This window comes from Gilliamella sp. Nev3-1 (genome assembly GCF_001690435.1).
Classification (GTDB): domain Bacteria; phylum Pseudomonadota; class Gammaproteobacteria; order Enterobacterales; family Orbaceae; genus Gilliamella; species Gilliamella apicola_C.
The window spans coordinates 33,962-57,210 of the sequence record NZ_LZHN01000040.1 but is presented as its reverse complement, the minus strand read 5'-3'; the positions used below and the strand labels follow the sequence as shown (position 1 = coordinate 57,210).

General features: G+C 35.6%; 18 protein-coding genes and 2 pseudogenes. 10 read left to right on the top strand and 10 right to left on the bottom strand.

All coding sequences use genetic code 11. The features are described 5' to 3' along the window. Positions 1 to 45: 45 nt before the first annotated feature. Positions 46 to 2,979: pseudogene (locus tag A9G40_RS15835) on the top strand (DNA translocase FtsK 4TM domain-containing protein); the annotation flags it as partial. Positions 2,980 to 3,198: 219 nt separating this feature from the next. Next, a complete protein-coding gene (gene citG, locus A9G40_RS06660) occupies positions 3,199 to 4,092 on the top strand; it encodes a triphosphoribosyl-dephospho-CoA synthase CitG (protein ID WP_065582408.1) in 894 nt (297 codons plus the stop codon). A 145-nt stretch (positions 4,093 to 4,237) separates the two neighbouring features. On the opposite strand, the gene A9G40_RS06655 is transcribed toward citG, so the two are convergent. From A9G40_RS06655 to A9G40_RS06635, 6 genes are all read right to left on the bottom strand, one after another. Continuing rightward, positions 4,238 to 5,380 (bottom strand): AAA family ATPase, encoded by a 1,143-nt coding sequence (locus A9G40_RS06655; protein WP_065582407.1) that lies wholly within the window; start codon positions 5,378 to 5,380, stop codon positions 4,238 to 4,240. Further along, entirely contained in the window at positions 5,377 to 6,240 is an 864-nt protein-coding gene (locus tag A9G40_RS06650) for an RNA ligase family protein (protein ID WP_176700446.1), read from the bottom strand. The genes A9G40_RS06655 and A9G40_RS06650 overlap by 4 nt, the downstream gene beginning before the upstream one ends. Positions 6,241 to 6,788: 548 nt before the next feature. After that, a complete protein-coding gene (locus A9G40_RS14955; protein ID WP_176700445.1) occupies positions 6,789 to 6,926 on the bottom strand; it encodes a hypothetical protein in 138 nt (45 codons plus the stop codon). Between the two features lie 124 nt (positions 6,927 to 7,050). Then, positions 7,051 to 8,601 (bottom strand): hypothetical protein, encoded by a 1,551-nt coding sequence (locus A9G40_RS06645; protein WP_065582406.1) that lies wholly within the window; start codon positions 8,599 to 8,601, stop codon positions 7,051 to 7,053. A gap of 701 nt (positions 8,602 to 9,302) precedes the next feature. Then, positions 9,303 to 10,004, bottom strand: coding sequence for a response regulator (locus A9G40_RS06640; protein WP_065582405.1), 702 nt, complete (start codon positions 10,002 to 10,004; stop codon positions 9,303 to 9,305). Between the two features lie 14 nt (positions 10,005 to 10,018). Continuing rightward, a complete protein-coding gene (locus tag A9G40_RS06635; protein ID WP_065582404.1) occupies positions 10,019 to 11,608 on the bottom strand; it encodes an ATP-binding protein in 1,590 nt (529 codons plus the stop codon). Between the two features lie 275 nt (positions 11,609 to 11,883). On the opposite strand from A9G40_RS06635, the pseudogene A9G40_RS06630 reads away from it, so the two are divergent. From A9G40_RS06630 to citX, 7 genes and pseudogenes are all read left to right on the top strand, one after another. Beyond that, positions 11,884 to 13,176 (top strand): annotated as a pseudogene (locus A9G40_RS06630) (2-hydroxycarboxylate transporter family protein); the annotation flags it as partial. A gap of 94 nt (positions 13,177 to 13,270) precedes the next feature. Continuing rightward, a complete protein-coding gene (locus tag A9G40_RS06625) occupies positions 13,271 to 14,110 on the top strand; it encodes a fumarylacetoacetate hydrolase family protein (protein WP_065582403.1) in 840 nt (279 codons plus the stop codon). Between the two features lie 10 nt (positions 14,111 to 14,120). Next, positions 14,121 to 15,155, top strand: coding sequence for a [citrate (pro-3S)-lyase] ligase (gene citC / locus A9G40_RS06620; protein WP_065582402.1), 1,035 nt, complete (start codon positions 14,121 to 14,123; stop codon positions 15,153 to 15,155). A gap of 21 nt (positions 15,156 to 15,176) precedes the next feature. Beyond that, the gene (gene citD / locus A9G40_RS06615; protein ID WP_065582401.1) at positions 15,177 to 15,467 is read left to right on the top strand and encodes a citrate lyase acyl carrier protein; all 291 of its coding nucleotides are present in this window, start codon (positions 15,177 to 15,179) and stop codon (positions 15,465 to 15,467) included. Then, positions 15,464 to 16,351 carry a citrate (pro-3S)-lyase subunit beta gene (citE, locus tag A9G40_RS06610; protein ID WP_065567640.1) on the top strand — a complete coding sequence of 296 codons (888 nt, stop codon included), beginning with the start codon at positions 15,464 to 15,466 and terminating at the stop codon, positions 16,349 to 16,351. Before citD ends, citE begins: the two co-directional genes overlap by 4 nt. Before the next feature lie 12 nt (positions 16,352 to 16,363). Beyond that, positions 16,364 to 17,893, top strand: a complete 1,530-nt coding sequence (gene citF / locus A9G40_RS06605; protein ID WP_065582400.1) for a citrate lyase subunit alpha — start codon at positions 16,364 to 16,366, stop codon at positions 17,891 to 17,893. A 77-nt stretch (positions 17,894 to 17,970) separates the two neighbouring features. Then, positions 17,971 to 18,522 (top strand): citrate lyase holo-[acyl-carrier protein] synthase, encoded by a 552-nt coding sequence (citX, locus tag A9G40_RS06600; RefSeq protein WP_065582399.1) that lies wholly within the window; start codon positions 17,971 to 17,973, stop codon positions 18,520 to 18,522. Between the two features lie 77 nt (positions 18,523 to 18,599). On the opposite strand, the gene metB is transcribed toward citX, so the two are convergent. After that, complete coding sequence (metB, locus tag A9G40_RS06595) at positions 18,600 to 19,766, bottom strand: cystathionine gamma-synthase (RefSeq protein WP_065582398.1); 1,167 nt, start codon at positions 19,764 to 19,766, stop codon at positions 18,600 to 18,602. 177 nt (positions 19,767 to 19,943) lie between these two features. Between metB and metJ the strand changes: the two genes are divergently transcribed. Beyond that, a complete protein-coding gene (metJ, locus tag A9G40_RS06590; RefSeq protein ID WP_065582397.1) occupies positions 19,944 to 20,261 on the top strand; it encodes a met regulon transcriptional regulator MetJ in 318 nt (105 codons plus the stop codon). 95 nt (positions 20,262 to 20,356) lie between these two features. Here the strand turns inward: metJ and rpmE are convergent, their stop codons facing one another. From rpmE to A9G40_RS06575, 3 genes are all read right to left on the bottom strand, one after another. Then, positions 20,357 to 20,572 (bottom strand): 50S ribosomal protein L31, encoded by a 216-nt coding sequence (gene rpmE / locus A9G40_RS06585; RefSeq protein ID WP_065567636.1) that lies wholly within the window; start codon positions 20,570 to 20,572, stop codon positions 20,357 to 20,359. A 140-nt stretch (positions 20,573 to 20,712) separates the two neighbouring features. Continuing rightward, the gene (gene degS, locus A9G40_RS06580; RefSeq protein ID WP_065582396.1) at positions 20,713 to 21,765 is read right to left on the bottom strand and encodes an outer membrane-stress sensor serine endopeptidase DegS; all 1,053 of its coding nucleotides are present in this window, start codon (positions 21,763 to 21,765) and stop codon (positions 20,713 to 20,715) included. A 110-nt stretch (positions 21,766 to 21,875) separates the two neighbouring features. Then, positions 21,876 to 23,249 (bottom strand): Do family serine endopeptidase, encoded by a 1,374-nt coding sequence (locus A9G40_RS06575; RefSeq protein ID WP_065582395.1) that lies wholly within the window; start codon positions 23,247 to 23,249, stop codon positions 21,876 to 21,878.

The window sequence follows — 23,249 nt, the reverse complement described above, 5'->3', positions numbered from 1 at the left end:
TGTTTGAAAAAGCCCAAAATGACAAGAAAGCAGATTATTACTCAATTCATTTTGCTTGCAATACTAGGTTTATCTGTTTGTTTATTTTTATCTCTGTTTACTTACGATCCCGCTGACCCTGGCTGGTCTCGTACTGCTTGGCACTATCCTATTAGTAATTTTGGCGGTTATCTTGGCGCATATGCCAGCGACATTTTTTTCCAATTTTTAGGGTTTATCGCTTATAGCATCCCTTTTATTACTATTTTTATTTGTTTACAACTCATAGTTCATTTTTATAAACATGCCAATGATCCCATTAATTATTTTAGTCTTTCATTTAGAATTATTGGTGTTTTGGCATTTATCTTCAGTTCGACGGGTTTTTTTGCTTTAAATATTCGTGATGCAGAACAATTTGAAGCAGGTGGTTATCTTGGGGCAATAGTCATTGAAAGCCTTCTACCCATTATAAATAACTTAACTTTATCATTAACTCTTCTTGGAACTTGCTTAGCCTGTATAACATTATTAACTGGATTTTCGTGGTTGAATCTAATGGAAAAATTAGGTGCTTTTGTCATGATTTTACTGTTACCTATTAGATGGTTAATTAAGGCTTGTACAACAAATAACATTGAACAGACTGCGTTAAAACAAGAAAAAAATATTATACGATCTGATGATGTAACAAAAGAACCTCAATTTACAATACCTTGTGATAACAAAGGTGATAACACCGAAATTATTTCACCAAGTTATTCTGTTAATAATGAAATACCTCAAGAGCAGGCATCAAATACTCTTATTTCAGCTGATGAAAATGAAAAGATTTTAATCAAAACGACCGAAGAATTAATTAAAACCAAAGATTCTTTGCAATTATCACAGGTAACAACACCCCAAGCCGTTGATAATCCACCTAGGAAAGAACTCGACCCAGAGGAAATTTTGTCTCGTCTTGAATCAATTATTCAAAACATAAATGGGGATAAAGCAACACCAGATCAAGAACAGGCTTTATCTTCTTCAATGGCGCAAATAAAGCAGGTGATCCAAACGCAAAAATCTGAAGAAAAACCATCATTTGAACAATCAGATAAATACACAATATCAGATGCACCAAGTAAACCTTTATTTACTTCGGTAGACAATAAACATGAAATTAAATTCAATAATGAAAAGGATTCATTTGAACCCGCTCTAGATATTTCAATAATGAAAACCATTGAAACTGAGCAGCCATTGGTGCAAGAGCCTGAGGCTATTATAAACACAGCTACCATACAAGAGATAGCAGATGCAAAAACTGAAACGCAAACAGGCGTAAAATTAGAAGTAGAACAACTTGAATATGTTGATACTGAAGCATTAAAAAAAGCTAATCCAATCATTGATGATATTTATCCTGAAGAGATAACTCAAGATAATCAAAATTATCATTCCTCAGAAAATGATGAGGCTAGTTTAATTCATCCATTATTGAGACGTAATGATAAACCATTGCCAAAACCAACTACGCCACTACCTTCGCTAAACTTATTAACAGCGCCTCCAACGGCAAGAATTGAGGTGGATCATGTGGCCTTAAACGCTATGTCAGAATTAATTGAAAAAAGTTTGTCTGATTACCGAGTAAAAGCCAAAGTTGTTGATTATATGCCCGGGCCAGTGATTACTCGTTTCGAAATTGAGCTTGCACCAGGTATTAAAGCTGCTAGGATTTCAACACTAGATCGTGACTTAGCACGATCATTATCCATGCCATCGGTTCGTGTAGTTGAAGTTATTCCGGGCAAACCGTATGTTGGCATTGAATTACCCAATAAGAATCGTCAAACAGTTTATTTTAGGGAAGTATTAGACAGTCCTCAATTCAAAGATGCTCAATCACCATTAACAATCGTATTAGGTAAAGATATCTCTGGGCAATCAGTGGTTGCTGATTTAGCTAAGATGCCGCACTTATTAGTTGCCGGTACTACTGGTTCGGGTAAATCAGTTGGTGTTAATGCAATGATTTTAAGTATTTTATATAAATCGCAACCTGAAGATGTGCGGTTTATTATGATCGATCCCAAAATGCTTGAGCTCTCTATTTATGAAGGAATACCACACTTATTAACTCAAGTCGTTACTGACATGAAAGACGCTACCAATGCACTTAATTGGTGTGTGAATGAAATGGAACGTCGTTATCGTCTAATGTCAGCGTTAGGAGTGCGAAATATTGCTGGTTACAATGAAAAAATTAAACAAGCTGATGAAATGGGTAGACCAATTCCTGATCCTCTCTGGAAGCCAACCGATAGTATGGATCTTAATATGCCAACACTCGATAAATTACCCTATATTGTCGTGATGGTTGATGAGTTTGCCGACCTTATCATGGCAGTGGGTAAAAAGGTAGAAGAGTTAATCGCAAGGCTTGCACAAAAGGCCAGAGCGGCGGGTATCCATCTTGTCTTAGCGACACAACGCCCGTCGGTTGATGTGATTACTGGTTTAATTAAAGCTAATATCCCTACACGTATTGCATTTACGGTATCAAGCAAGATCGACTCTCGAACGATCTTAGATCAAATGGGTGCGGAATCACTGCTTGGTATGGGGGATATGCTTTATTTAGCACCTAATAGCTCAATTCCAATACGAGTACATGGAGCCTTCGTCCGTGATGAAGAAGTTCATGCTGTAGTTCAAGACTGGAAGGCACGAGGTGCACCAAAATATATTGAAAATGTAACCGTTTCAAGTGGTGATAACGATGGCAATAATTCAGAGAGTATCGATGAAGAACTTGACCCTATTTTTGACCAAGTGGTCGAATTTGTTATAGAAACTCGTCGAGCCTCTATATCTAGCGTGCAAAGAAAATTCAGAATTGGTTATAATCGAGCAGCAAGAATTGTTGAGCAAATGGAGATTGAAGGCATTATTAGTGCTCCAGCGCATAACGGTAATCGAGAAGTATTAGCAGTTAAAACCAGTGAATATTGATCTTTATTTAAGATGCTAATTTATTTTTATCAATGAATTAGCGCTTTCACAAAAAATAATATAACGTTATTGCTAGATTGTAACTAAATAAATTGAGGATAATAACTATCGTGTGAATAAATAGTAAAAAATACTTAACTATCATATTGATAATATTAATTATTATTATCAAAAATTCTTATCATACTTCAAAAACACTTTAATAGGTACCGATCAATAATGAGTGATTATTCACAGCAAATCGCATTATTAGAATTAAAACTTAATAATGATCCTAATCGATGTTTACCTGCACAATTAGCAACCAAAGCATTAATAAAAGAAATTTGCTTATCACCTAAACCTGGATTAGTTGATATGAATAATAGCGGTGCACATCGTGATATGGATTTTCAAACCTTTGTCCAAAGTATTAAAGCTATTTGTATTTGGTTTGAGCGTTTTTATAAGTACGGTAAAAATTCCGCCAACTATGATAATCAACATTTTTTAGCAGGCATTAGACCAATTGGCATTGAGTGTGAACAAGCCATGTTTCGAGCAACCAATCAAATCAATACGCATAAGGGCGGTATATTTGCCTTTGGTCTATTAATGGGGGCTATTGGCAAATTAGAACAACTAGGATTACCAGTCAACACGCAAAGTATTTGCGATGAGGTCTCAGCAATTTGCCAAGGTATTGTCCAAAATGAGCTAAAGCAAAATATACAAGCAAATACTGTAGGCGAAAGGTTATTTAAACGCCACAATCTGACTGGTGCAAGAGGAGAAGCTGAATCAGGCTATGCAATAGTTAGAAATATCTCTCTTCCGATTTTTCAAAAAATGCAAAACAGTGGCTATGATGAAGAAACTTGCTTGCTACAAGCCATGTTGTACTTGCTTGCTTTTAATCAAGATACTAATGTCGTTTCAAGAGGAGGATTAGACGGATTGTATTTTGTTCAGCAAGAGGCGAAAAATCTTATTGATCAAGGTGGTATTATTCATTCTGACGGTCGAAAAAAATTATATCAACTTGATACCGAATTCATTAAACGTAATTTAAGTCCTGGCGGTTCGGCGGATTTAATTGCTATTACTTGGTTTTTGTCTGAGTATAACAAATAAGATAAACCAATAAGAAATAACCTTTATTTATGGGTATTAAAATAAAGGTATTTAATATTGTGCACAACTATTGAAGCAAACAGCTATTTAAGCAAATTTGGGGCTTTGATATCAGCCCCAATTTACCTTATAAAATATTGTGCAATTATTGGTTAATTACATAGCTCACCTTATGTGCTTCGGTTGGTAGCGGAACCTCCCATTTATTTAATAACCGCTGAATGGTTTTATTGGGCAAAGTCGTGTCACGTGCGGCATTACGGCGATACAACTCTTTTTCTGGTTGTTCAATATATACAATTTTCACGTTGGCATGATAAGCGTAGAGTAAATCGAGCGCTTTTTGTCGCATTTCTTGCGATAAATGGGTCGCATTCCAAATAAAAGGTTGTTTTACTCTTAACCACTGTTTTACCTTGGCTAAGACAAACTGTATAACCTGCCCTTCGTTTTCGCCATGCTTCAATTTTAGTTCAGATCTGGCATCATCATAAGACGCAACAGGCCATGTTGGATAATGTTTGCTTACCCAACTATTTTTACCTGAAGCGGGTAAACCAGCTAGCATAATTACTTCCGATCCTTCTTGGGGATATAACGCATAATCAGGTAAGACATTACTGCCCCGAAAATATTGAACCCGAGTATAATCATCCACAAATTGGCGAGGGTGATATAAACACCCTTCTTCAAGTACCAACTGTTTAAATAGCTCAACTTCATCAAGTGCTCTTTTTTTATCGGCACAAATGCGGCCTTCCATATCCGCTTTAGCTTGTAGGCATAACATCCAAATTGGTAGCTGCCACGATAAATGATGAATTAAATATTCAGGTGTTCTATTTTTTCGCTCTTCACTTAAAGCAAAAAAAGGGACTTGATGCACACTAATGATTCGGCAAATTTGCTCTCTTAAATCAAACGGTACGCCCATTCGCCATAATAATATGCGACTATAAATCTCGCCTTTTTTTGAGTGCCGAGGTTGGGTTATTTTACCTGTGATTTTATCAATCACCGTCGTTTCAGGCTTAGCTATATCATGCAATAAAGCCGTCATAAACAACACAAATTGTTCATCTTCTGTTGCATTAGCAAATTCACTCTGCCCCAATAACGCTCTGATAACCATTTGAGTGTGAATCCATACATTCCCTTCACCATGGTACATAACATCTTGAGGTGTAGTTAACAAACGGTTCAATTCAGGAATACAATTTAACCATGGGCTAAAATCACCCGTTGCTATGGTGTGTGTTATTTGCTGTTTTAATGCTGGATAATTCATACCTTTCCTCCATTTATCAATCTGCTATTCCAATTCACGGTTAATTGTGGTGTATAAAGCTCAACACCGTTGGCTAGTTGATTAGGAATAAACGGTTGTTCAGAGTGGTGTTGCCCTGCATCTAAAATCGCTTGCACAAAATCGTGTCTAACCCATTTGAGGCGATCAACTGTTTGTTCTTCCGATTCGATTTTTAGATATAATCCTTCCATAAAATCAGAATTATCACATTGCTGCCATGCTTTGGTTAAATCAAGTTTTTCGCGAGTTACAATTTTTTCAAAACAAGTTCGCCAATTAGCTGTTTTAGCCATAGATTCCTTAACCAAATTCAATAATTCACTTAATTTAGCTGGTGCCGATCCTGCAAATAAAACTGGCACCGATAAAACAGGACCATCTGCTAGTAATTGATGCCGTTTTATAGTAGATAAAAAACAGTTTTGTTGCCTATCCCAAATATCAAACTCGCAAAAATAATGAGGCAATGCGTCATAAAAAATTGCATGTTTTTTATGTAGCCATTCACCATAAAGAATATAGCGATCTTCTAATCGTTTTAATAGCCAATATTCATGCACGCAAGCCCAGCGCCTTAACAGATTAAATTGGCGTTCTCGTGACCCCCCCATTAAATAATGCCCTCTAGATTGAAGTAATAGTTCTCCGCTGGCTGAAAAGCTAATAGCACAATTAGCGCCGTCTAACTTTTCTTCAACAACGATATGTTGACCAACTAATTGATTATAAGGGCGTTGTCCATGTTCACTATCACCAAATTGTAAGCGAGAGCCTTCTAGGTGTGGTGTTCGTGGGTATTTAATTAATTCTAAATTTTGAATATAAGATTCCATTGTCATCACGTTTTCTCCAAAAAGTAAGGGAAAACCGACAAGGCAAAAAATCTATAGATTGAATTGTAATAAAAGCGCTTAGGTAATACCTAGCAAAAGACAATATAATAGAGAATACCGTGTCGGCATTAAGATAAAGTGTTAACTACAGGCATTTTGCCATCTCGCTATAATAAAAATTCAGGTTAAAAAACGGCATTATTATCAAAAGTTGTTTATGCTTTGTCAAGTTTAATTATAATAAATAATCATTTATGGAAATAACTAATTATAAGTTATTTGTTTTTTTTAATACAAATAAAATCAAAATTATATCTAACTGTTTTTGCAACAGCCCTTTATCAGCTCTGGGCTAATTCTAATGCCAGATTAATGACTATCTTCACCTTTAGATGTTATGAAAAATTGGAATGTTTTTCTATAAAACAGTTAGACATTTAATTAATTTTATTGAATTTTTTATGATTTTTAATAAAATTAGATACTTATAGTTCGTTTTTTTGGGATTTTATATTTAAGTAAAGTCTATATGGATACGGTTAAGCTCGAACGTTTTAACCTTTGGGAAAATAAATAATACTAGTATCAACATCCGAAACCTTACCAAACAAAATACCTTTAAAATTTACCCTTTTAATGCCAACCATGCCTGTGCGTCGTCGAACGGGAGCGTTTTTTTGACTTTCAGTCATTAAAGCGCAAGGTCGCAGTCATACCTGTTCAGCGCCCAACTGAGCAGGGGCTGGGTTCTTTGTTAGATTGCCTCTATTTGCACCAGAAGCGCCCCCGTGCCCTAAGGATTAAGAACTAAAAAAACTAAGGTGCGGTGCAAACAGCATAATAGCCGAAGGTGGCTCCTATGTTATTGCTATTGACGTAGCCAGTGTCCGAGTAGATATAGAACTGACGGTTAGATATGGCATTACTCATCCAGTAACCATAGTGGGAGTGGGTACTGTAGGCGAAGTCCGCATCAGCATAATGCGACATGTAGCCCCACTCTGTGAAAAATCCAGCTCCAATTCGACGCTGGTAATTATTATCAGCTGAAGACGGCGTGGCGCCAGAAATAGGAACACTAGCTGTTCTGACTGCATTGGTTAAATCTCTTATCTGCGAAAGACGATACCCCAAACGACTACACCATGTTGTTTGAGCTGGGGCTGTATCGTATTTACCTCCTCGGTTAACAAACCACTGCTTTAACACAAATCCATACCTCACCACTACATTATTACTACGATCCTTTCCCACTAACTCAAAGGTCTTCGGTAACCTTGGCTTAGCTATTCGATTAGGATTAGGATTGCTCCATTGATTTCTTGCCTCTGGGCCTGTTAGTTTAACTCGAGCTACGGCTTTTCCCTTATCCAAATTAGGAATCCATCTATCATTAGGTACAACATTTGTCACTGTTGCAGTAATTCCCTCATGCGTGACTGGTTCCCATTTCAATTCATTTATATCTACTCCACTTATGAGTAAATCAAAATATAAATTATGCGCACCTGTAGTTGGGAAATTTAAATCGTAAGATGATGAACTTGTAGATTGAGTTAGAAAACCCTTAATAGGACTCCATATGCTAGATGGGCCAGCGAATATAGGATTGTCGTTAGAATCGATGCCAGTCGTACCACCATATAGCAAATTCGGCCTGACCGAACAAATAACTGGTTGTGACGGCGGAGTGATATAATACACCGCGGTACCTTCACTGAAAGTACTACTTTTTGGCACGCCATACTGCGTTGCTAAACTACCTACAGTACTACTTAATGTTATCTTATAAGGTGCCTTACAAATATCTAATGCATCACGACGACTAATGGTATTACTATTTTTATCCGCAAATGATACCGATATATGCCCCATTGCCGTTACCTGATTATCACCATCATCATCGCCCCATTTACCTTGTGCCACCAAATCATTTAAGCTCACTGAATCAGCTGGTTGGGCTATCATATCGATATTAGCCAAAGTATCCCCTATGTTAGGTAACTCAATTGGCACTGTCGGTGATGAAGGATTATTTTGCGGTGTGAATGTTCGTCCATCTGATAATTTAATAGTTAATAAGTCATCTGTTTTAGTCACTTTAGTAACACCGCCATCAAAAGTTAAATAAGGCGCAGTACCGTGAATGCGATCAGAAGTAGTAGCCGATAAGGCCTGCGATTCTAAGGAGTACGGCAATAACAATAATAGCGCTAATGCCAATGGAATTTTTGAAAATAATTTTATGGATAATTTCGAAGATATAAATGAGTTCCGTGCGAAAACTCGTCGAATAGGGTTATTAGATAAATTTAAGACGTAGACTTGCCTTGTGCCTTGTGCCTTGTGCCTTGTGCCTTGTGCCAAAAATGATACTGCATTACGTTCCTCGCGTCAAGTAATATTTTGTTTATTTAGATTTTTTATAATTATTCGCTTATTTTCCTATAGCATTAGCAGTATAGCCATTAAAAAAATAGTTGGCTAGCTTTTTGGCGGGCTTTTTTGTAAAGAAATGTAAAGATGAAAACGATTCAGTTTTAGAGATAGGTGAATTTTTTAATTAAAATATGGTGTTATGTTTCGGTCATTTTGAGATTTGGTGGAATTATTAATATCTACGCCTACATTTCAGCCCATCCTATTTAGTGTAATAACTTTGCTTAGTTATCATCACATTTTAACACTATGATAAGGCAAGTATATTATCCTTACGATGTTGTGTGGTTTTCTCTCTAAAAACACTCGGCTATACCATTGATTTTATTTAAGTTTTAATAAAACAATTCGATTGTAGCAAACCGAAATGTTGTTTAGTTGTAGTAGTTACGGATGTTTTAGCGTTTGATGGAATGATTAATATCGGTGATAACATCTGCTCCAAACATCCTTGTTTGGCGTACTACCTTGCTTAGCTGTCGCATATTCTAACGCCAAAATAAGGTAGATATATTGGCATTTGGGTGCTATAAAAGCTGTTTTTTCCTGTGTTACTAGTGCCAACAACTAAACAAAAGCTCAAATAGGTATATTTTCAAAGTTATATTTTATCTGAGACAGATAAAAAGCTATTTTCCTAAACGTTTATATAGCCTTTCTGGGCGACCAATTTTGCCGTGATTAAGCTCGACCGTTAATAATTTTATTTGAACACAATACTCTAAGTATCGTCTGGCAGTTGTTTTACTAATATTGGCTTTTTCAACTATTTCATCAACGGTTAGTACGTTATCGGTCTGCATAAAAATGTCTTTCACTTTCTGTAAAGTGATTTCTTCAATACCTTTTGAGTGTCGATTCATGTTCACAAAGTCTTTTGTTTGTAAATTGAAAAGCTCATCAATTTTTCGTTGGTTGACATGTTTTTGTAGGCTTTGTCGATACAAAAAGAGTTCAAAACGTTCAAGTGAATGTTTTAAACGTTGGTAAGAAACTGGCTTAATCAAATAATCAAAAGCACCGTAACGAATGGCTTTACTACACGTTTCCATATCACTTGCTGCTGTAATAAAAATTACATAACAATCTAAATGATTATTAATAATATATTCAAATAATTCAATTCCTTTGCCATCAGGCAAATAATTATCCAGTAAAATCAATGTTGGTTTGAGTCTTTCAACCATGATTTTAGCTTCTTCTAGATTGGAAGCAATACCTATGACTTTAACTCTTGTATCTTTTTGAATAAATTCTGCATTTAACTCAGCTAGTATTGGCTCATCTTCGATAATAAGCACTTTAATGACATCTTCTTGAAACTCGTTCATATAATTACCTTTTATTATTTAGGGATAAATACAGAAAAAATGGTTCCATAGGGAATATTATCTTCAAACGTAATATAACCATTGGCTTTTTTTATGTAAGTTGAAACAAGGTGTAAACCAATACCATGTTCTTTACCCTCTTGTGATGTGACACCGGGTTCAAAAATTGAATTACGAATACTTTTATCAACACCACAACCTTGATCAGTCACTTCTAATACAATTTCGTCTGTTGCATCACTAAGATATAAATAAATTGTTTTATCTCCAAGATCATTTTTCAAACTCGCATTAAAAGCATTATCAAGCAAGTTACCTAAAATTGACATAAATTCTGTTTCAGCCATAAGTAAGGGTAATTCACTTAATTGGCATGCAGGATCAAATATTAAATTTAAGCCTAGCTCATGCGCTTTTGAATATTTACCGATTAATAAACCACATACAGCTGGAACCTTAAAATGCTCCGTAATAAAATCTAGATTGCTTTGATTATCTGCAGAATGTAATGCAATAAAAGATTGAGCTTCTTCATACCGTTTCATATAAATTAAACCAGATAATGTTGCCAACCAATTAAGATGCTCATGCCTTAATGCACGTAAATTATCAACATACTGCTTCACTTGTGTTAATTGCATACTTAATATATTAATATCGTCAAAGTTACGGAAAGTAATAACCCAACCTTGAATTTTATCATCGATCACCACGCGAACTTTGTTCGCAATCACGATAATATTATTGAAATAACAAATATGATCGTGTATGTCTTCTGTTTGACTTTCATTTCTAAAAATAAAATCGGTTGATTGAATAAACTCGCTTAAATTATGTTTATGTAGCTCATCATCACTGATTTTAATATCCAACATAGTGCGAGCTGATTGATTAATATTGATAATGTTATAACTCAGATCGATTGCAATAACACCTTCAAAAATAGATTCCATAATCGATTTTTGGCTTTTTACCAGTAATGCAATTGCTTTAGGCTCTAAATTAAACATCTGTTTTTTTATTGCTTTTGAAAAAAAATAAGAAAAAATAAATAACGCTAAAAACAATAACGAACAACAAATAATAAATGGTATAACTTGTTGTATATGCAATGCATTAATATCATCAATCATATAACCGACTGAAACAATACCTATAATTTTACCGTTATCAACGATCGGCGCTTTACCTCTTAATGCTAAGCCAAGAGAACCCTCACTAATTGTAATGCTACTATTACCACTAAGAACCTCCTTATTATCGCCACCAATCATAGGCGAGTGTAAAGGGCTATTAGCCGTATGGAATAGACGATTAGCCTTTGCATCACCAATAACAATATAGCTAGCATCACTTTGTTCAAATATATCTATGATAAGATCAGCTATTTTTGAAGTATCTTTATCTTTGACATATTGAATTAAACTTGGTAAAACAGATAGCTCTTTTGCTTGGATTTGAGCTTTTTCGCCCAGGCTACGATATAAATTAGTTTCTATCGTATTCCAAATATAGCTCTGTAATAACGCAAGCACAATCAACGAAAAAAACAGCAGCGATAAAAAAAGTTTTTTTGTAAACGATAACTGAATTTGTTTTCGCATTTTACATTTGCTTCTCAAATTAAATTAAAACAATTCTAACATAGCATTAAAAAACATATAGCCGTTAAAACCATAAAAACCACAGTTAATTTATGATTTATATCACAAAAAAATTATTAATTTTTTGTAAAGATACGCCCATTAAATTTGAATAAGTAAAATCATTTTGGAGAAAAAAATAAATGGCGGATTTTAAGTCACTTGAAAATAAACGTAATCAAAAAGAATCAACGAGTAAGTCCTTTGAAGAAAGGCTAACAGGTTGGCCATATAATTGGTGGCGCCTAATGGACAACTATAAAATTGGTGTCATTCCATTACCATTATTTATTATTGCCGGCATCCTTATCTTTAGTGAAGTATTAGTAACTGGTAAATTGCCTAGCGAAATTGTTGTCATGGTAGTGACTTGTGCTTTTTTTGGTTTTTTATGTGGTGAAATCGGTAAACGCTTACCAATCGTTGGGAAAATGGGTGCAGCAGCAATTTGTGCAACCTTTATTCCATCAGCGTTAGTTTATTATGGCATTCTTCCTAAGCCAGTTGTTGAAGCTACAACAAAATTCTATAAAGATACCCATATTCTGTATTTATATATTTGTTGTATCATTGTGGGCAGTATTATGAATATGGATAAGAAAACCCTTATTCAAGGCTTCTTAAAAATCTTCGGCCCAATGGTCTGTGGTGAAATTGTTGGTATGCTTGTTGGTGTTGGTGTTGGTTATTTACTTGGTTTAACGCCATTTGAAACATTTTTCTTCTTAGTATTACCTATTATGGCTGGCGGTGTTGGTGAGGGAGCGATCCCACTTTCAATTGGGTATGCATCAATTTTAGGTATGGAGCAAGGCGAAGCACTTGGGCGCGTATTACCAATTGTTATGTTAGGTGGTTTAACGGGTATTATCTGTGGCGGTATTTTAAATCGCATCGGTAAAGCTTATCCACACTTAACAGGTAACGGTCGATTATTGCCAGCATCTGCAGATGATGAAGTTATGGATAAAAAAGCTACTAAAACTGAATCTATTATTGATGTAACAACCTTTGCTTCAGGTGTATTGTTAGCCGCTATCCTTTATATGGTTGGTATGATTGGGCATAAAGTAACGGGCATTCCTGCACCAGTAGGAATGTTATTTGCTGCAGTTTTTGTTAAACTAATTTCTGGTGTTTCGCCTAAAGTATTAAGTGGTTCACAAGTTGTTTACAAATTTTTCCAAACCTCAGTTACCTATCCAATTTTATTTGCGGTAGGTGTGGCAATTACACCATGGGATAAAATTGTTGCAGCTTTCACTATTACAAACTTAATTGTTATTGTTTGTACTGTTGTTAGCCTAGTTACCACTGGTTTCTTTGTTGCTAAAAAACTTGGTATGTATCCTGTTGATGCTGCTGTTATTTCTTGTTGTCAAAGTGGTCAAGGTGGAACGGGTGACGTGGCAATCTTAACTGCTGCAGAACGTATGGAACTTATGCCGTTTGCACAAATTGCAACTCGTATTGGTGGTGCAATTAATGTATCAGTATCATTACTTATTCTCGGCAATTTCTTAGTATAGATTTTACATATTAAAAAACAACCTTGGTTTATACTAAGGTTGTTCATTTTTATTTAATATTTACAATTAACAAAATAGCTTTTAAGGAGTTTTCATGAAGCTTGTCAGTTATCTTGTCTCTGGTAGAGCAAGTTTTGGTCTTCTTACTCACAACGGTATTGTTGATTTAAAGCAAAAATTAGGTGATAAATATGCCGATTTAAAATCACTACTTGCCGATAAAGAAGGACTATCTATTGCCAAAACCTACCTTAATGCCCCAAGTGACATTGATGAACAAGACATTACTTATTTACCCGTTATTCCAAATCCAAATAAAATCTTGTGTGTTGGTATGAACTATGCCGAAAAACGAGCAGAATTTAATGAAACCAGTTCAGCACCAACGCTTTTTGTTCGTTTCCCTGATTCTCAAACAGGTCATAAAACCAACATTATTAAACCAGCTATTACTAATGAGTTGGATTATGAAGGAGAATTAGCTATTATTATAGGTAAAGCGGGTTTTCGCATTAAGCAAGAAGATGCGTTATCATATGTAGCTGGCTATAGCTGTTATATGGATGGTTCTATTCGCGATTGGCAATATACTTGGTTTACCGCAGGTAAAAACTGGCCTAGCACTGGTGCTTTCGGTCCATGTATTACAACAAGCGATGAAATTCCTGATCCAAAAGTATTATCTTTAACTACTTATTTAAATGGCGAGCAAATGCAACATGATTCAGTTAGAAATCTTGTGCATACTGTGCCTGAATTAATTTCTTATATTAGTGCTTTTACCCATTTATCTCCGGGTGATGTTATTCTTACTGGATCACCTGGTGGAGTTGGTAAAAAACGTAATCCTCCAGTATTTATGAAAGATGGCGATACAATTGAAGTCGAAATTACAGGAATTGGTCGACTAACTAATTATGTAGTAGCTGAATAGAGGTAAATTTATGTACGATTTAGTTGATTATGCCGTTGTTGATATTTCTAAAGCGGAACAAGATTATCAAGAAATTAAACAGTTGTTATCTTGCTCTGATCTTGATCTGGATTCACAAGTTACTGTTTTTATGGTAGCTAAAATCAATGAACAAATTATTGCTTGTGCAGGTATTGATCGCAATATTATTAAATGTGTTGCTATTGATCCTAATTATCGTGGCAATCAACTAAATCTAACCTTGATGGATCATGCAATAAAATATGCCAATGAAAACGGCTATTTCCATCTTTTTTTGTATACAAAACCTGAAAATATAGATTTCTTTAAAGGATGTGGGTTTTATCCTATTGTTGAAATAACAGATCTTGTTGTCCTAATGGAAAACAATCCAGTTGGAATAAGACAATATTGTAAACAGCTAAGCACGCAACAAAAAGAAGGGAGCAAAATCGGTAGCATTGTTATGAATGCTAATCCTTTCACTAAAGGCCATCAATATCTTATTCAATATGCTGCAAGTCAATGTGATTGGTTGCATGTTTTTGTCGTCAATGAAAATGCATCGCTATTTTCATTTGATACACGTTTGAAGTTAGTTAAAGATGGTACTAAACAGATAAAAAATGTTACGGTGCATGCAAGTTCTCCTTATATTATCTCAAGAGCAACATTTCCAACTTATTTTCTAAAAGATAAGACAAAAATCGATCAGGCCTATATGGGTATCGATCTGCTTATATTTCGAAATTATATTGCTCCAGCACTTAATATTAACTATCGATTTGTTGGAACTGAACCCTATGACGAAGTAACTAAGGCTTATAATGAAGCAATGGCTTATTGGCTTGAAGATAAAGCAGTTAGTAACCACTCAGCAATTACTTTTGTTGAAGTTCAACGAATAGCCGAAGGTGACACTATTGTATCAGCTTCATTAGTAAGAAAATTATTGGCATCAGTGCAATATGAAGAGGTAAAAAAACTAGTTCCATCTACTACTTGGGATTACCTTTCAGCTAATTTGGATAAATTTAAAATTTAATACGTTTTAAAAGGTAAAAAAATGAAAATACAAAAAGAAGCCATGGCAGGGACTCTTGAATCAAGTGATTTGTTAGTCAAAGTCATGCCAAACGCGGGAATTGAAATTGTTATTAATAGTGATGTTAATAAACAATTTGGCGATCAAATCCGCGCGGTTGTTGAACAAACTTTAAATGAGCTTAATGTCACTGATGGTTTAATCATTATCGATGATAAAGGTGCACTGGATTGTGCTATTAAAGCAAGAATTCAATGTGCGGTATTACGTGGCGCAGAAGAAGAAAACTTAGATTGGAGTAAATTACTATGAAAAAATTACGTCGAAGTATGCTATTTCTTCCAGGTGCAAACGCTGCCATGTTGTCGACTTCGTTTGTTTATAAACCTGATTCAATTATGTTTGATCTTGAAGACGCCGTTTCAATTAAAGAAAAAGATTCAGCTCGTTTATTAGTTGCCCAAACATTACTGCTTCCTGTGTATAAAGAACACGGAATTGAAACAGTAGTTCGAATCAATGCACTTGATACTCCATTTGGCTTAAAAGACCTTGAGGCAGTAGTAAGAGCTGGCGTTGACGTTGTGCGCTTACCAATGACTAACTGTGCCGAAGATATCCATGAGTTAGAAGCACACGTTGAAAGAATCGAAAAAGAGTGTGGACGCGAAGTTGGTAGCACCAAATTAATGGCTGCAATTGAATCGGCTCAAGGTGTAGTTAATGCTGTTTCTATTGCTAAAGCTTCTCCACGTTTAATTGGTATTGCGTTAGCGGCATTTGATTATCTTGTTGACATGCAAACTGAGCGAGGTGATGGAACAGAGTTATTCTATGCTCGTTGTGCAGTACTACATGCAGCGCGTGTAGCCAAAATTGATGCTTTTGATGTGGTTTATTCTAATGTTAATGATGATGAAGGTTTCTTAAAAGAAGTCAGCCTAATCAAAAAATTAGGTTATAACGGTAAATCACTGATTAATCCAAGACAAATTGAGTTACTACATAACGCATATGCGCCAACAGCAGCTGAAGTTGAACACGCCCAAAAAGTGGTTGAAGCAGCAGAAGAAGGTGAAAGAAAAGGTCTTGGCGTTATCTCTCTAAACGGCAAAATGATTGATGCACCGATTATTGCTCGTGCTAGAAAAGTTATTGAGCTAGCCAAGTATTCTGGTGTACGTAAAGAAATTTGATAGGATTGAAAAATGACTACTTCCATAAATAAAAAAATTGATGATTTGCTTAAACAGCACCCTGATCTCAAGAATATCACGCCATTTATTGACGCTAATGCCACGACTCCATATTTAAAAGATGAATCTAAATATACGCGTAAATTGTGTGACTCTATTGAACAAGCAATCAAAAAATGTGAATTACGTGATGGTATGACCATTTCTTTCCATCATGCATTTCGTGAAGGCGATAAAGTTATCAACAAAGTAGTTGAAACTATTAGCAAATTAGGGATTAAAAATTTAACATTAGCATCAAGCTCACTATTAAGCTGTAATGCTGCACTTATTCCTCATATAGAGTCAGGTGTGGTTACTAAAATTTATACCTCTGGTTTACGCGGTAAATTAGCCGATGCGATTTCTCATGGTTTAATGGAAAATCCTGTCCATATCCATTCTCATGGCGGGCGTGTAAAACTTATCCAAAGCGGTGAAATTAATATTGATATCGCATTTTTAGCTGTATCGACAGCGGATGAGCAAGGTAATGCTAATGGTGTATCAGGCAAATCACAATGTGGTGCTCTTGGTTATGCGATGGTTGATGCACAATTTGCTAAAAAAGTGGTACTACTGACTGAAGATATTGTTGGATATCCTAACCATCCAGCAAGTATTCGCCAAGATCAAGTTGACTATATCGTTAAAGTTGATGAGGTGGGTGATCCAACTAAAATCAGTGTGGGTGCAGCGCGTATCACTAGCAATCCACGCGAACTGATGATCGCTCGTTATGCAGCTGATGTTATTGAACATTCAGGCTATTTCAAAGATGGTTTTTCAATTCAAACTGGTTCGGGTGCATCGTCAACTGCGGCAACGCGTTTCCTTGAAAATCGTATGCGTGCGAAAAATATCACTGCATCATTTGCATTAGGTGGTATTACCGCAAGTATTGTTGATCTTCATGAAAAAGGATTAGTTAAACGTTTATTAGACACTCAAAGCTTTGATGGCACAGCTGGACAATCTTTAGGTAAAAATAAAGATCATATTGAAGTATCAACCAACGTTTATGCGAATCCGGCATCAAAAGGGGCGAGCGTTGATGAACTTGATATTGTTATTTTAAGTGCTTTAGAAATTGACCTTAATTACAATGTCAACGTATTAACGGGTTCTGACGGCGTTATGCGTGGTGCGTCTGGCGGTCACTGTGATACTGCTGCTGGTGCCAACTTAACAATTGTTGTTGCTCCACTTATTCGTAGCCGTATTCCAACGGTAATTAAAAAGGTAACAACATTAGTTACTCCTGGTGAAAGCGTTGACGTGCTAGTAACTGACCATGGTATTGCAGTTAATCCTAATCGTCCAGAAATTGCTGAACGTTTAAAAGCAGCTAATTTACCAATTATGAGCATTGAAGAGCTTTATCAACGTGCTGTATCTTTAACTGGTGAGCCAAAACCAATCGAGTTTAAAGATAAAATTGTTGGTATTGTCCATTTCCGCGACGGTTCAGTTATTGATGTCGTGCGTGAAGTTAAAGATTAATTTTAATCTTTATTAATATAGTAATAGCCTGACATGTAAAAGTGTCATGCTATTACTTTTTCTATCCAATGAAAAAAATGCAAATTAAATTCGATGATGGCACTCCTATTACCCTTGAGCAAATGCTACTAGCCAAGGAAAAGCGAGTTGAAAACCAAAAGAATGCAATGACATGCTATAAATATCCGATCATATCATTAAGCATAGTTATTCCTGGTCCAATAAAAAACAGTAGCGGAGCCCGTTATCTTTTTGACGAAGCAATTACAGCTTTACATCACTGTTTTTTACAAAACGATATAACAATAATCAATGAAGATCATTTTCATTACATCACTGGTTCAGAAGCAATTATAGCAATTAAATGTTCAGCTAAAACCCTTAAAAAATATTGTATTGAAGTTGAAAATAATCATCCCTTAGGGCGTTTGTGGGATATTGATGTTATTGACATTGTTACACAAAATAGCCTGTCACGTTCACAATTCGAAAATCAACCAAGACAATGTTTGGTCTGCAATGAAGAGGCAAAAATTTGTGGTAGAGCTAAACGGCATTCAATCGATGAAATTTTTACCGAGATAAAAAAGAAGATAGAAAATTTCAAAAAAAATAAAACATTACTTTAACAAAATTGCAAATAATGGATTGATGAAATAACATTACAGCATTATGTCATCAATCCTTTTTTAATCTAAAAATTTAATTAAATTGTTTCAAGTGCTTGCTGTAAATCAGCCAGTAAATCAGTAATATCTTCTAAACCAACTGAAATACGTAATAGCTGATCTGAAATACCCGCTGTTTTTCGTGCTTCAGCACTAATACCTGAATGTGTCATTGTTGCAGGGTGGCAGACAAGGCTTTCAACGCCACCAAGTGATTGAGCTAATGTAATAATTTTAAGCGCTTTTAAAAATTTCGGCATTACATCGGCATCACCAGCCAATTCAAAACTTAGTAACGAACCAAACCCCTTTTGTTGTTCTTTAGCAATATTATGCCCAAGATTAGATGGTAAAGAGGGATGAAAAACTTTTGCTATTTTTGGGTGATTAACAAGAAACTCAACAACTTTTTGGGCATTTTTTTGTTGCAAATTAACTCGAGCAGCAAGAGTCCGTAATCCACGCAATAACAGATAACTATCAAATGATGAAGTAAGCGTACCAATATTATTTGCCCACCATAATACTTCTGTAGCGAGTTGTTGATCTTTGAAAACTAAAATGCCAGCGAGTAAATCCGAATGCCCGTTTAAAAATTTGGTACAAGAATGGGTAACCATATCAGCACCAAGCTCTAATGGTTTTTGCAAAATAGGCGTCATAAAGGTATTATCGACTAAAACCAAAGCGCCAATGTTATGTGCTTGCTGCGCAATTTCTTTAATATCTACAACTCGGAGCAAGGGATTGCTTGGCGTTTCAATTAATACTAATTTAGGATGTAAACTCAATGCTTCTTGCAATGCGGCTGGGTCAGATTGATCAACGAATTTTACTTTAAAGTAGCCTTTTTGGCTTAAACTATTAAAAAGCCGATAGCTGCCACCATAACAATCATGAGGAGCAACAACTACATCGTTTGGTGTTAATAAGGCAACACTAACAAGGTGGATGGCAGACATACCGCAGTTAGTTAAAATAGCATCTGCGCCACCTTCTAATTTTGCAACGGTTTGCTCGACTAAGCGACGGCTCGGATTTGCTTTCCTTGCATAGTCAAACTCTCTTGGCTTAGCAAATTCTTCATAACGATAACAAGTAGATGGAGTGATAACTGGTACGACACTGCCATATTGCTCATCAGTATTGAGTCCACCACGAACAGCAATGGTTCCTTGGCTTAATTTGTTAAATTGATTAGCCATAATAACCTTCCTCTAAATAGCACTTTGTTTAGCTCAAGAATCGATTGTATAAGAATAACACATTCTAAAAAGACGTCAACATGTCTAGACGTCTAACTATCTTGGTGTGTAGATTGCAGCAAAATCAAAAAAACGTTAAAATTACCCACATTATTTATGATGTAATTTGGTGAAAATATTATGGAATGGAATGGCGAGTATATCAGCCCCTATGCAGAGCATGGCAAAAAAAGCGAGCAAGTAAAAAAAATCACAGTGTCGATTCCGTTAAAAGTATTAAAAATATTGACTGATGAGCGCACCCGCCGACAAGTTAATAATTTACGTCATGCAACAAATAGCGAATTATTATGTGAAGCTTTTCTTCATGCTTATACTGGCCAACCATTACCTTGCGATGATGATTTACAAAAAGATCGTGAAGACGGTATTCCTGAACAAGCTCAGAAAATGATGCGAGATTTAGGTATTGATCCTAACTTACTTGATGAGTAAGTGCCAACTAAATAATCAACAATACTTAAAATAATCAATATTCAAAAACAACAAAAGGCGCATTATGCGCCTTTTGTTTACTAAGCGTTATAAAATTATTTTTTACCGCCAACCATAGCAAAACGTTGCTTGAATTTATCTACACGTCCACCAGTTGCAACATCGCGTTGTTTACCAGTATAGAATGGATGACACTCACCACATACGTCAAGATGAATATCATGACCAATAGTCGAATGCGTTTTAATAACGTTACCACAAGAGCAAGTTGCGCTAATTGCAGTATATTCTGGATGGATACCTTCTTTCATAATAAACCTCTGTAGTCTGTTTGTGTCGCTATATAAATGGCTATAAAGCAGAATTTATACACCACACAAGTGTTAAAAAACATGATAAGGTTGCGAATTATACGACCAATGGCCGTTATAATCAAGTCATAAAAAAACAATCAGACTGATAGCTGACCTATTGTGACTTGCAGTTCAATTTTTTCACCATTTCGCAAAACTATAATGGGGACAATCGTTCCTGGTTTCAACTCAGCGATTTGATCCATTGTTTCCACAATAGATTTAACTGGCTTATTATTTACCATAATTAAGATATCATTAGCTAGAACACCTGCTTGCAACGAAGGACCTTCTGTATTGGTAACTAAAATACCTAATACTATTGGCATATCACTTGGGTTTTGCGTTGGAGCAAATTCTAATCCATCAATACCTATATAACCGCGAATAATTTTGCCATCCTGAATCAATTTATTCATGATCTTTACAGCTAAAGAAGCTGGAATTGCAAATCCAATACCCTCAGGAATATCATTACCTAGGTTTTTTGCAAAGGTGAGGGTATTAATTCCCATTAATTCACCTTTGGTATTAACTAGCGCTCCTCCAGAATTACCATGATTAATTGATGCATCAGTTTGTATAAAATTCTGTCTTCTATACGGGCTTAACCCATCACGACCTGTAGCACTAATAATACCTTGTGTTATAGTTTGCCCTATATTGTAAGGATTGCCTATAGCTAACACAACATCTCCAATTTTGGGCTCACGCTGGGGATTAATGAGTATAGTTGGAATATTAGAGGCAGCTATTTTTAATACAGCAATATCAACAAGCTTATCAGAGCCTACTGATAAAGCCTCGAAAATTCGTCCATCTTGTAGTGCAACAATAATTTGTTCTGCATCCTCAACAACGTGATAGTTAGTAATAATATATCCCTGTTTACTCATAATTACTCCAGAGCCAAGCGGAGTAATTGGGCTATCTTGAGATGTTTGGGAAACAGAATTAATCGAACGACTATAAATGTTAACGACAGCTGGAGCAGCAACGTTGACAGCTCTAGAATAGCTTAGTGGACCATCGCTAAAAATTGATCCTGAAAAATTTACTTGATTTCCATTTCGTAACGTAGGAAAAACAATCAATAAGATAATAGCGAAAATAGTTCCAATTAATATTGACCATAGAATTTTCTTGAGCATTGGAATCAGAATGATAGAGGGAACAATGGTTAGAATTTTAACATATCTATATAAGGGTTAAAATGATGTTTTCATCGATGCCTAAACATCGATGAAATAAAGCAAAATAATTACCGTAAAATCAAATATAAGCGGCTATTGCCACGAATAATATTTAATGCAATTACAGATGGGCTACTATCAATAATTTTTCGAAGATCTGCAATGTTAGTTACTCTTTCTTTATTAACCCCAGTAATAAGATCTCCTTCTTGCAAACTAAGTCGAGATGCTGGCGAGTTTTTAATGAGTTTTTCTATTAAAACGCCTTTTTGCCCTTTAATTTCCCCATTACTAAGTGTTGCACCATCAAGAGCTGTATGAAGTGATTTTGCTTCGGTTACTGCCTCATCACTGTTTTTGAGTTTTACCTCAACAGACATTTTTTTACCATCTCGAATTAAGCCTAATGTTACAGTTCGCCCTGCGCCTGTTGTTGCAATCTTTGCACGTAATTGAGCAAAACTATCAATGGGTTTACTGTCCATCGAAATAATGATATCGCCAGATTTAATTCCTGCAGCCTGCGCTGCTGAATTTTCAATAACTTCACTAACAAAAGCACCCTTTTGAACATCAACATCAAATGCTTTTGCTATATCTGATGTTAGCTCATTCCCTTTGATGCCTAACACGCCACGTTTGACTTCACCAAATTCAATAAGTTGCGAAGTTAAGCTTTTCACCATATTACTAGGAATAGCAAACCCGATACCCACATTCCCACCGTTTGGTGCAATAATCGCCGTATTAATACCAACAAGCTCACCATTTAAATTAATAAGTGCGCCTCCAGAGTTCCCTTGGTTAATTGAAGCATCTGTTTGGATAAAATTTTCGAAACCATTCATATTAAGCCCACTGCGAGCCAAAGCTGAAATAATCCCAGAAGTAACCGTTTGACCAATGCCAAATGGATTACCAATCGCAACAGCGTAATCGCCAACACGCAAATTATCCGAATCCGCCAATTTAATTGCCGTTAATTTTTTTGCATCATCGATTTTAAGTAATGCAATATCACTTTGCGGATCTTTGCCAATTAATTTCGCTTTAAATTCATGTCCATCATTTAGAGCAACCGTAATTTTATCGGCACCATCAATAACATGATTATTGGTAACAACATAACCTTTTTCAGAATCAATAATCACACCTGATCCTAAACCTGTAAAAGATCTTGATTGACTATCAGGATAACCAAAAAATCGCCTAAATTCCTCTGGCATATTATTTTGCATTTGAGTAGTGCCTTCTACTTTGATACTAACAACGGAAGGCAATACCGTTTCTAGCATAGGCGCTAAACTGGGAAGCTGAGCATTGTTCGCAGTTGTCATAGAAGGAAAAGAAGCATAAGCATTCGGAAGTGTAGATAAACTTAGTCCTAAACTTAAAGCTAAAATACTTAGCAATTTTTTTCGATCTTTTAATGAATTAATCAT

Excerpts from the sequence above, each read along its gene's own strand:
- citG (WP_065582408.1), top strand. The coding sequence starts at position 3,199 with ATGAGTGATTATTCACAGCAAATCGCATTATTAGAATTAAAACTTAAT.
- A9G40_RS06655 (WP_065582407.1), bottom strand. The coding sequence starts at position 5,380 with ATGAATTATCCAGCATTAAAACAGCAAATAACACACACCATAGCAACG.
- A9G40_RS06650 (WP_176700446.1), bottom strand. The coding sequence starts at position 6,240 with ATGACAATGGAATCTTATATTCAAAATTTAGAATTAATTAAATACCCA.
- A9G40_RS14955 (WP_176700445.1), bottom strand. The coding sequence starts at position 6,926 with ATGACTGAAAGTCAAAAAAACGCTCCCGTTCGACGACGCACAGGCATG.
- A9G40_RS06640 (WP_065582405.1), bottom strand. The coding sequence starts at position 10,004 with ATGAACGAGTTTCAAGAAGATGTCATTAAAGTGCTTATTATCGAAGAT.
- A9G40_RS06635 (WP_065582404.1), bottom strand. The coding sequence starts at position 11,608 with ATGCGAAAACAAATTCAGTTATCGTTTACAAAAAAACTTTTTTTATCG.
- A9G40_RS06625 (WP_065582403.1), top strand. The coding sequence starts at position 13,271 with ATGAAGCTTGTCAGTTATCTTGTCTCTGGTAGAGCAAGTTTTGGTCTT.
- citC (WP_065582402.1), top strand. The coding sequence starts at position 14,121 with ATGTACGATTTAGTTGATTATGCCGTTGTTGATATTTCTAAAGCGGAA.
- citD (WP_065582401.1), top strand. The coding sequence starts at position 15,177 with ATGAAAATACAAAAAGAAGCCATGGCAGGGACTCTTGAATCAAGTGAT.
- citE (WP_065567640.1), top strand. The coding sequence starts at position 15,464 with ATGAAAAAATTACGTCGAAGTATGCTATTTCTTCCAGGTGCAAACGCT.
- citF (WP_065582400.1), top strand. The coding sequence starts at position 16,364 with ATGACTACTTCCATAAATAAAAAAATTGATGATTTGCTTAAACAGCAC.
- citX (WP_065582399.1), top strand. The coding sequence starts at position 17,971 with ATGCAAATTAAATTCGATGATGGCACTCCTATTACCCTTGAGCAAATG.
- metB (WP_065582398.1), bottom strand. The coding sequence starts at position 19,766 with ATGGCTAATCAATTTAACAAATTAAGCCAAGGAACCATTGCTGTTCGT.
- rpmE (WP_065567636.1), bottom strand. The coding sequence starts at position 20,572 with ATGAAAGAAGGTATCCATCCAGAATATACTGCAATTAGCGCAACTTGC.
- degS (WP_065582396.1), bottom strand. The coding sequence starts at position 21,765 with ATGCTCAAGAAAATTCTATGGTCAATATTAATTGGAACTATTTTCGCT.
- A9G40_RS06575 (WP_065582395.1), bottom strand. The coding sequence starts at position 23,249 with ATGATTAATTCATTAAAAGATCGAAAAAAATTGCTAAGTATTTTAGCT.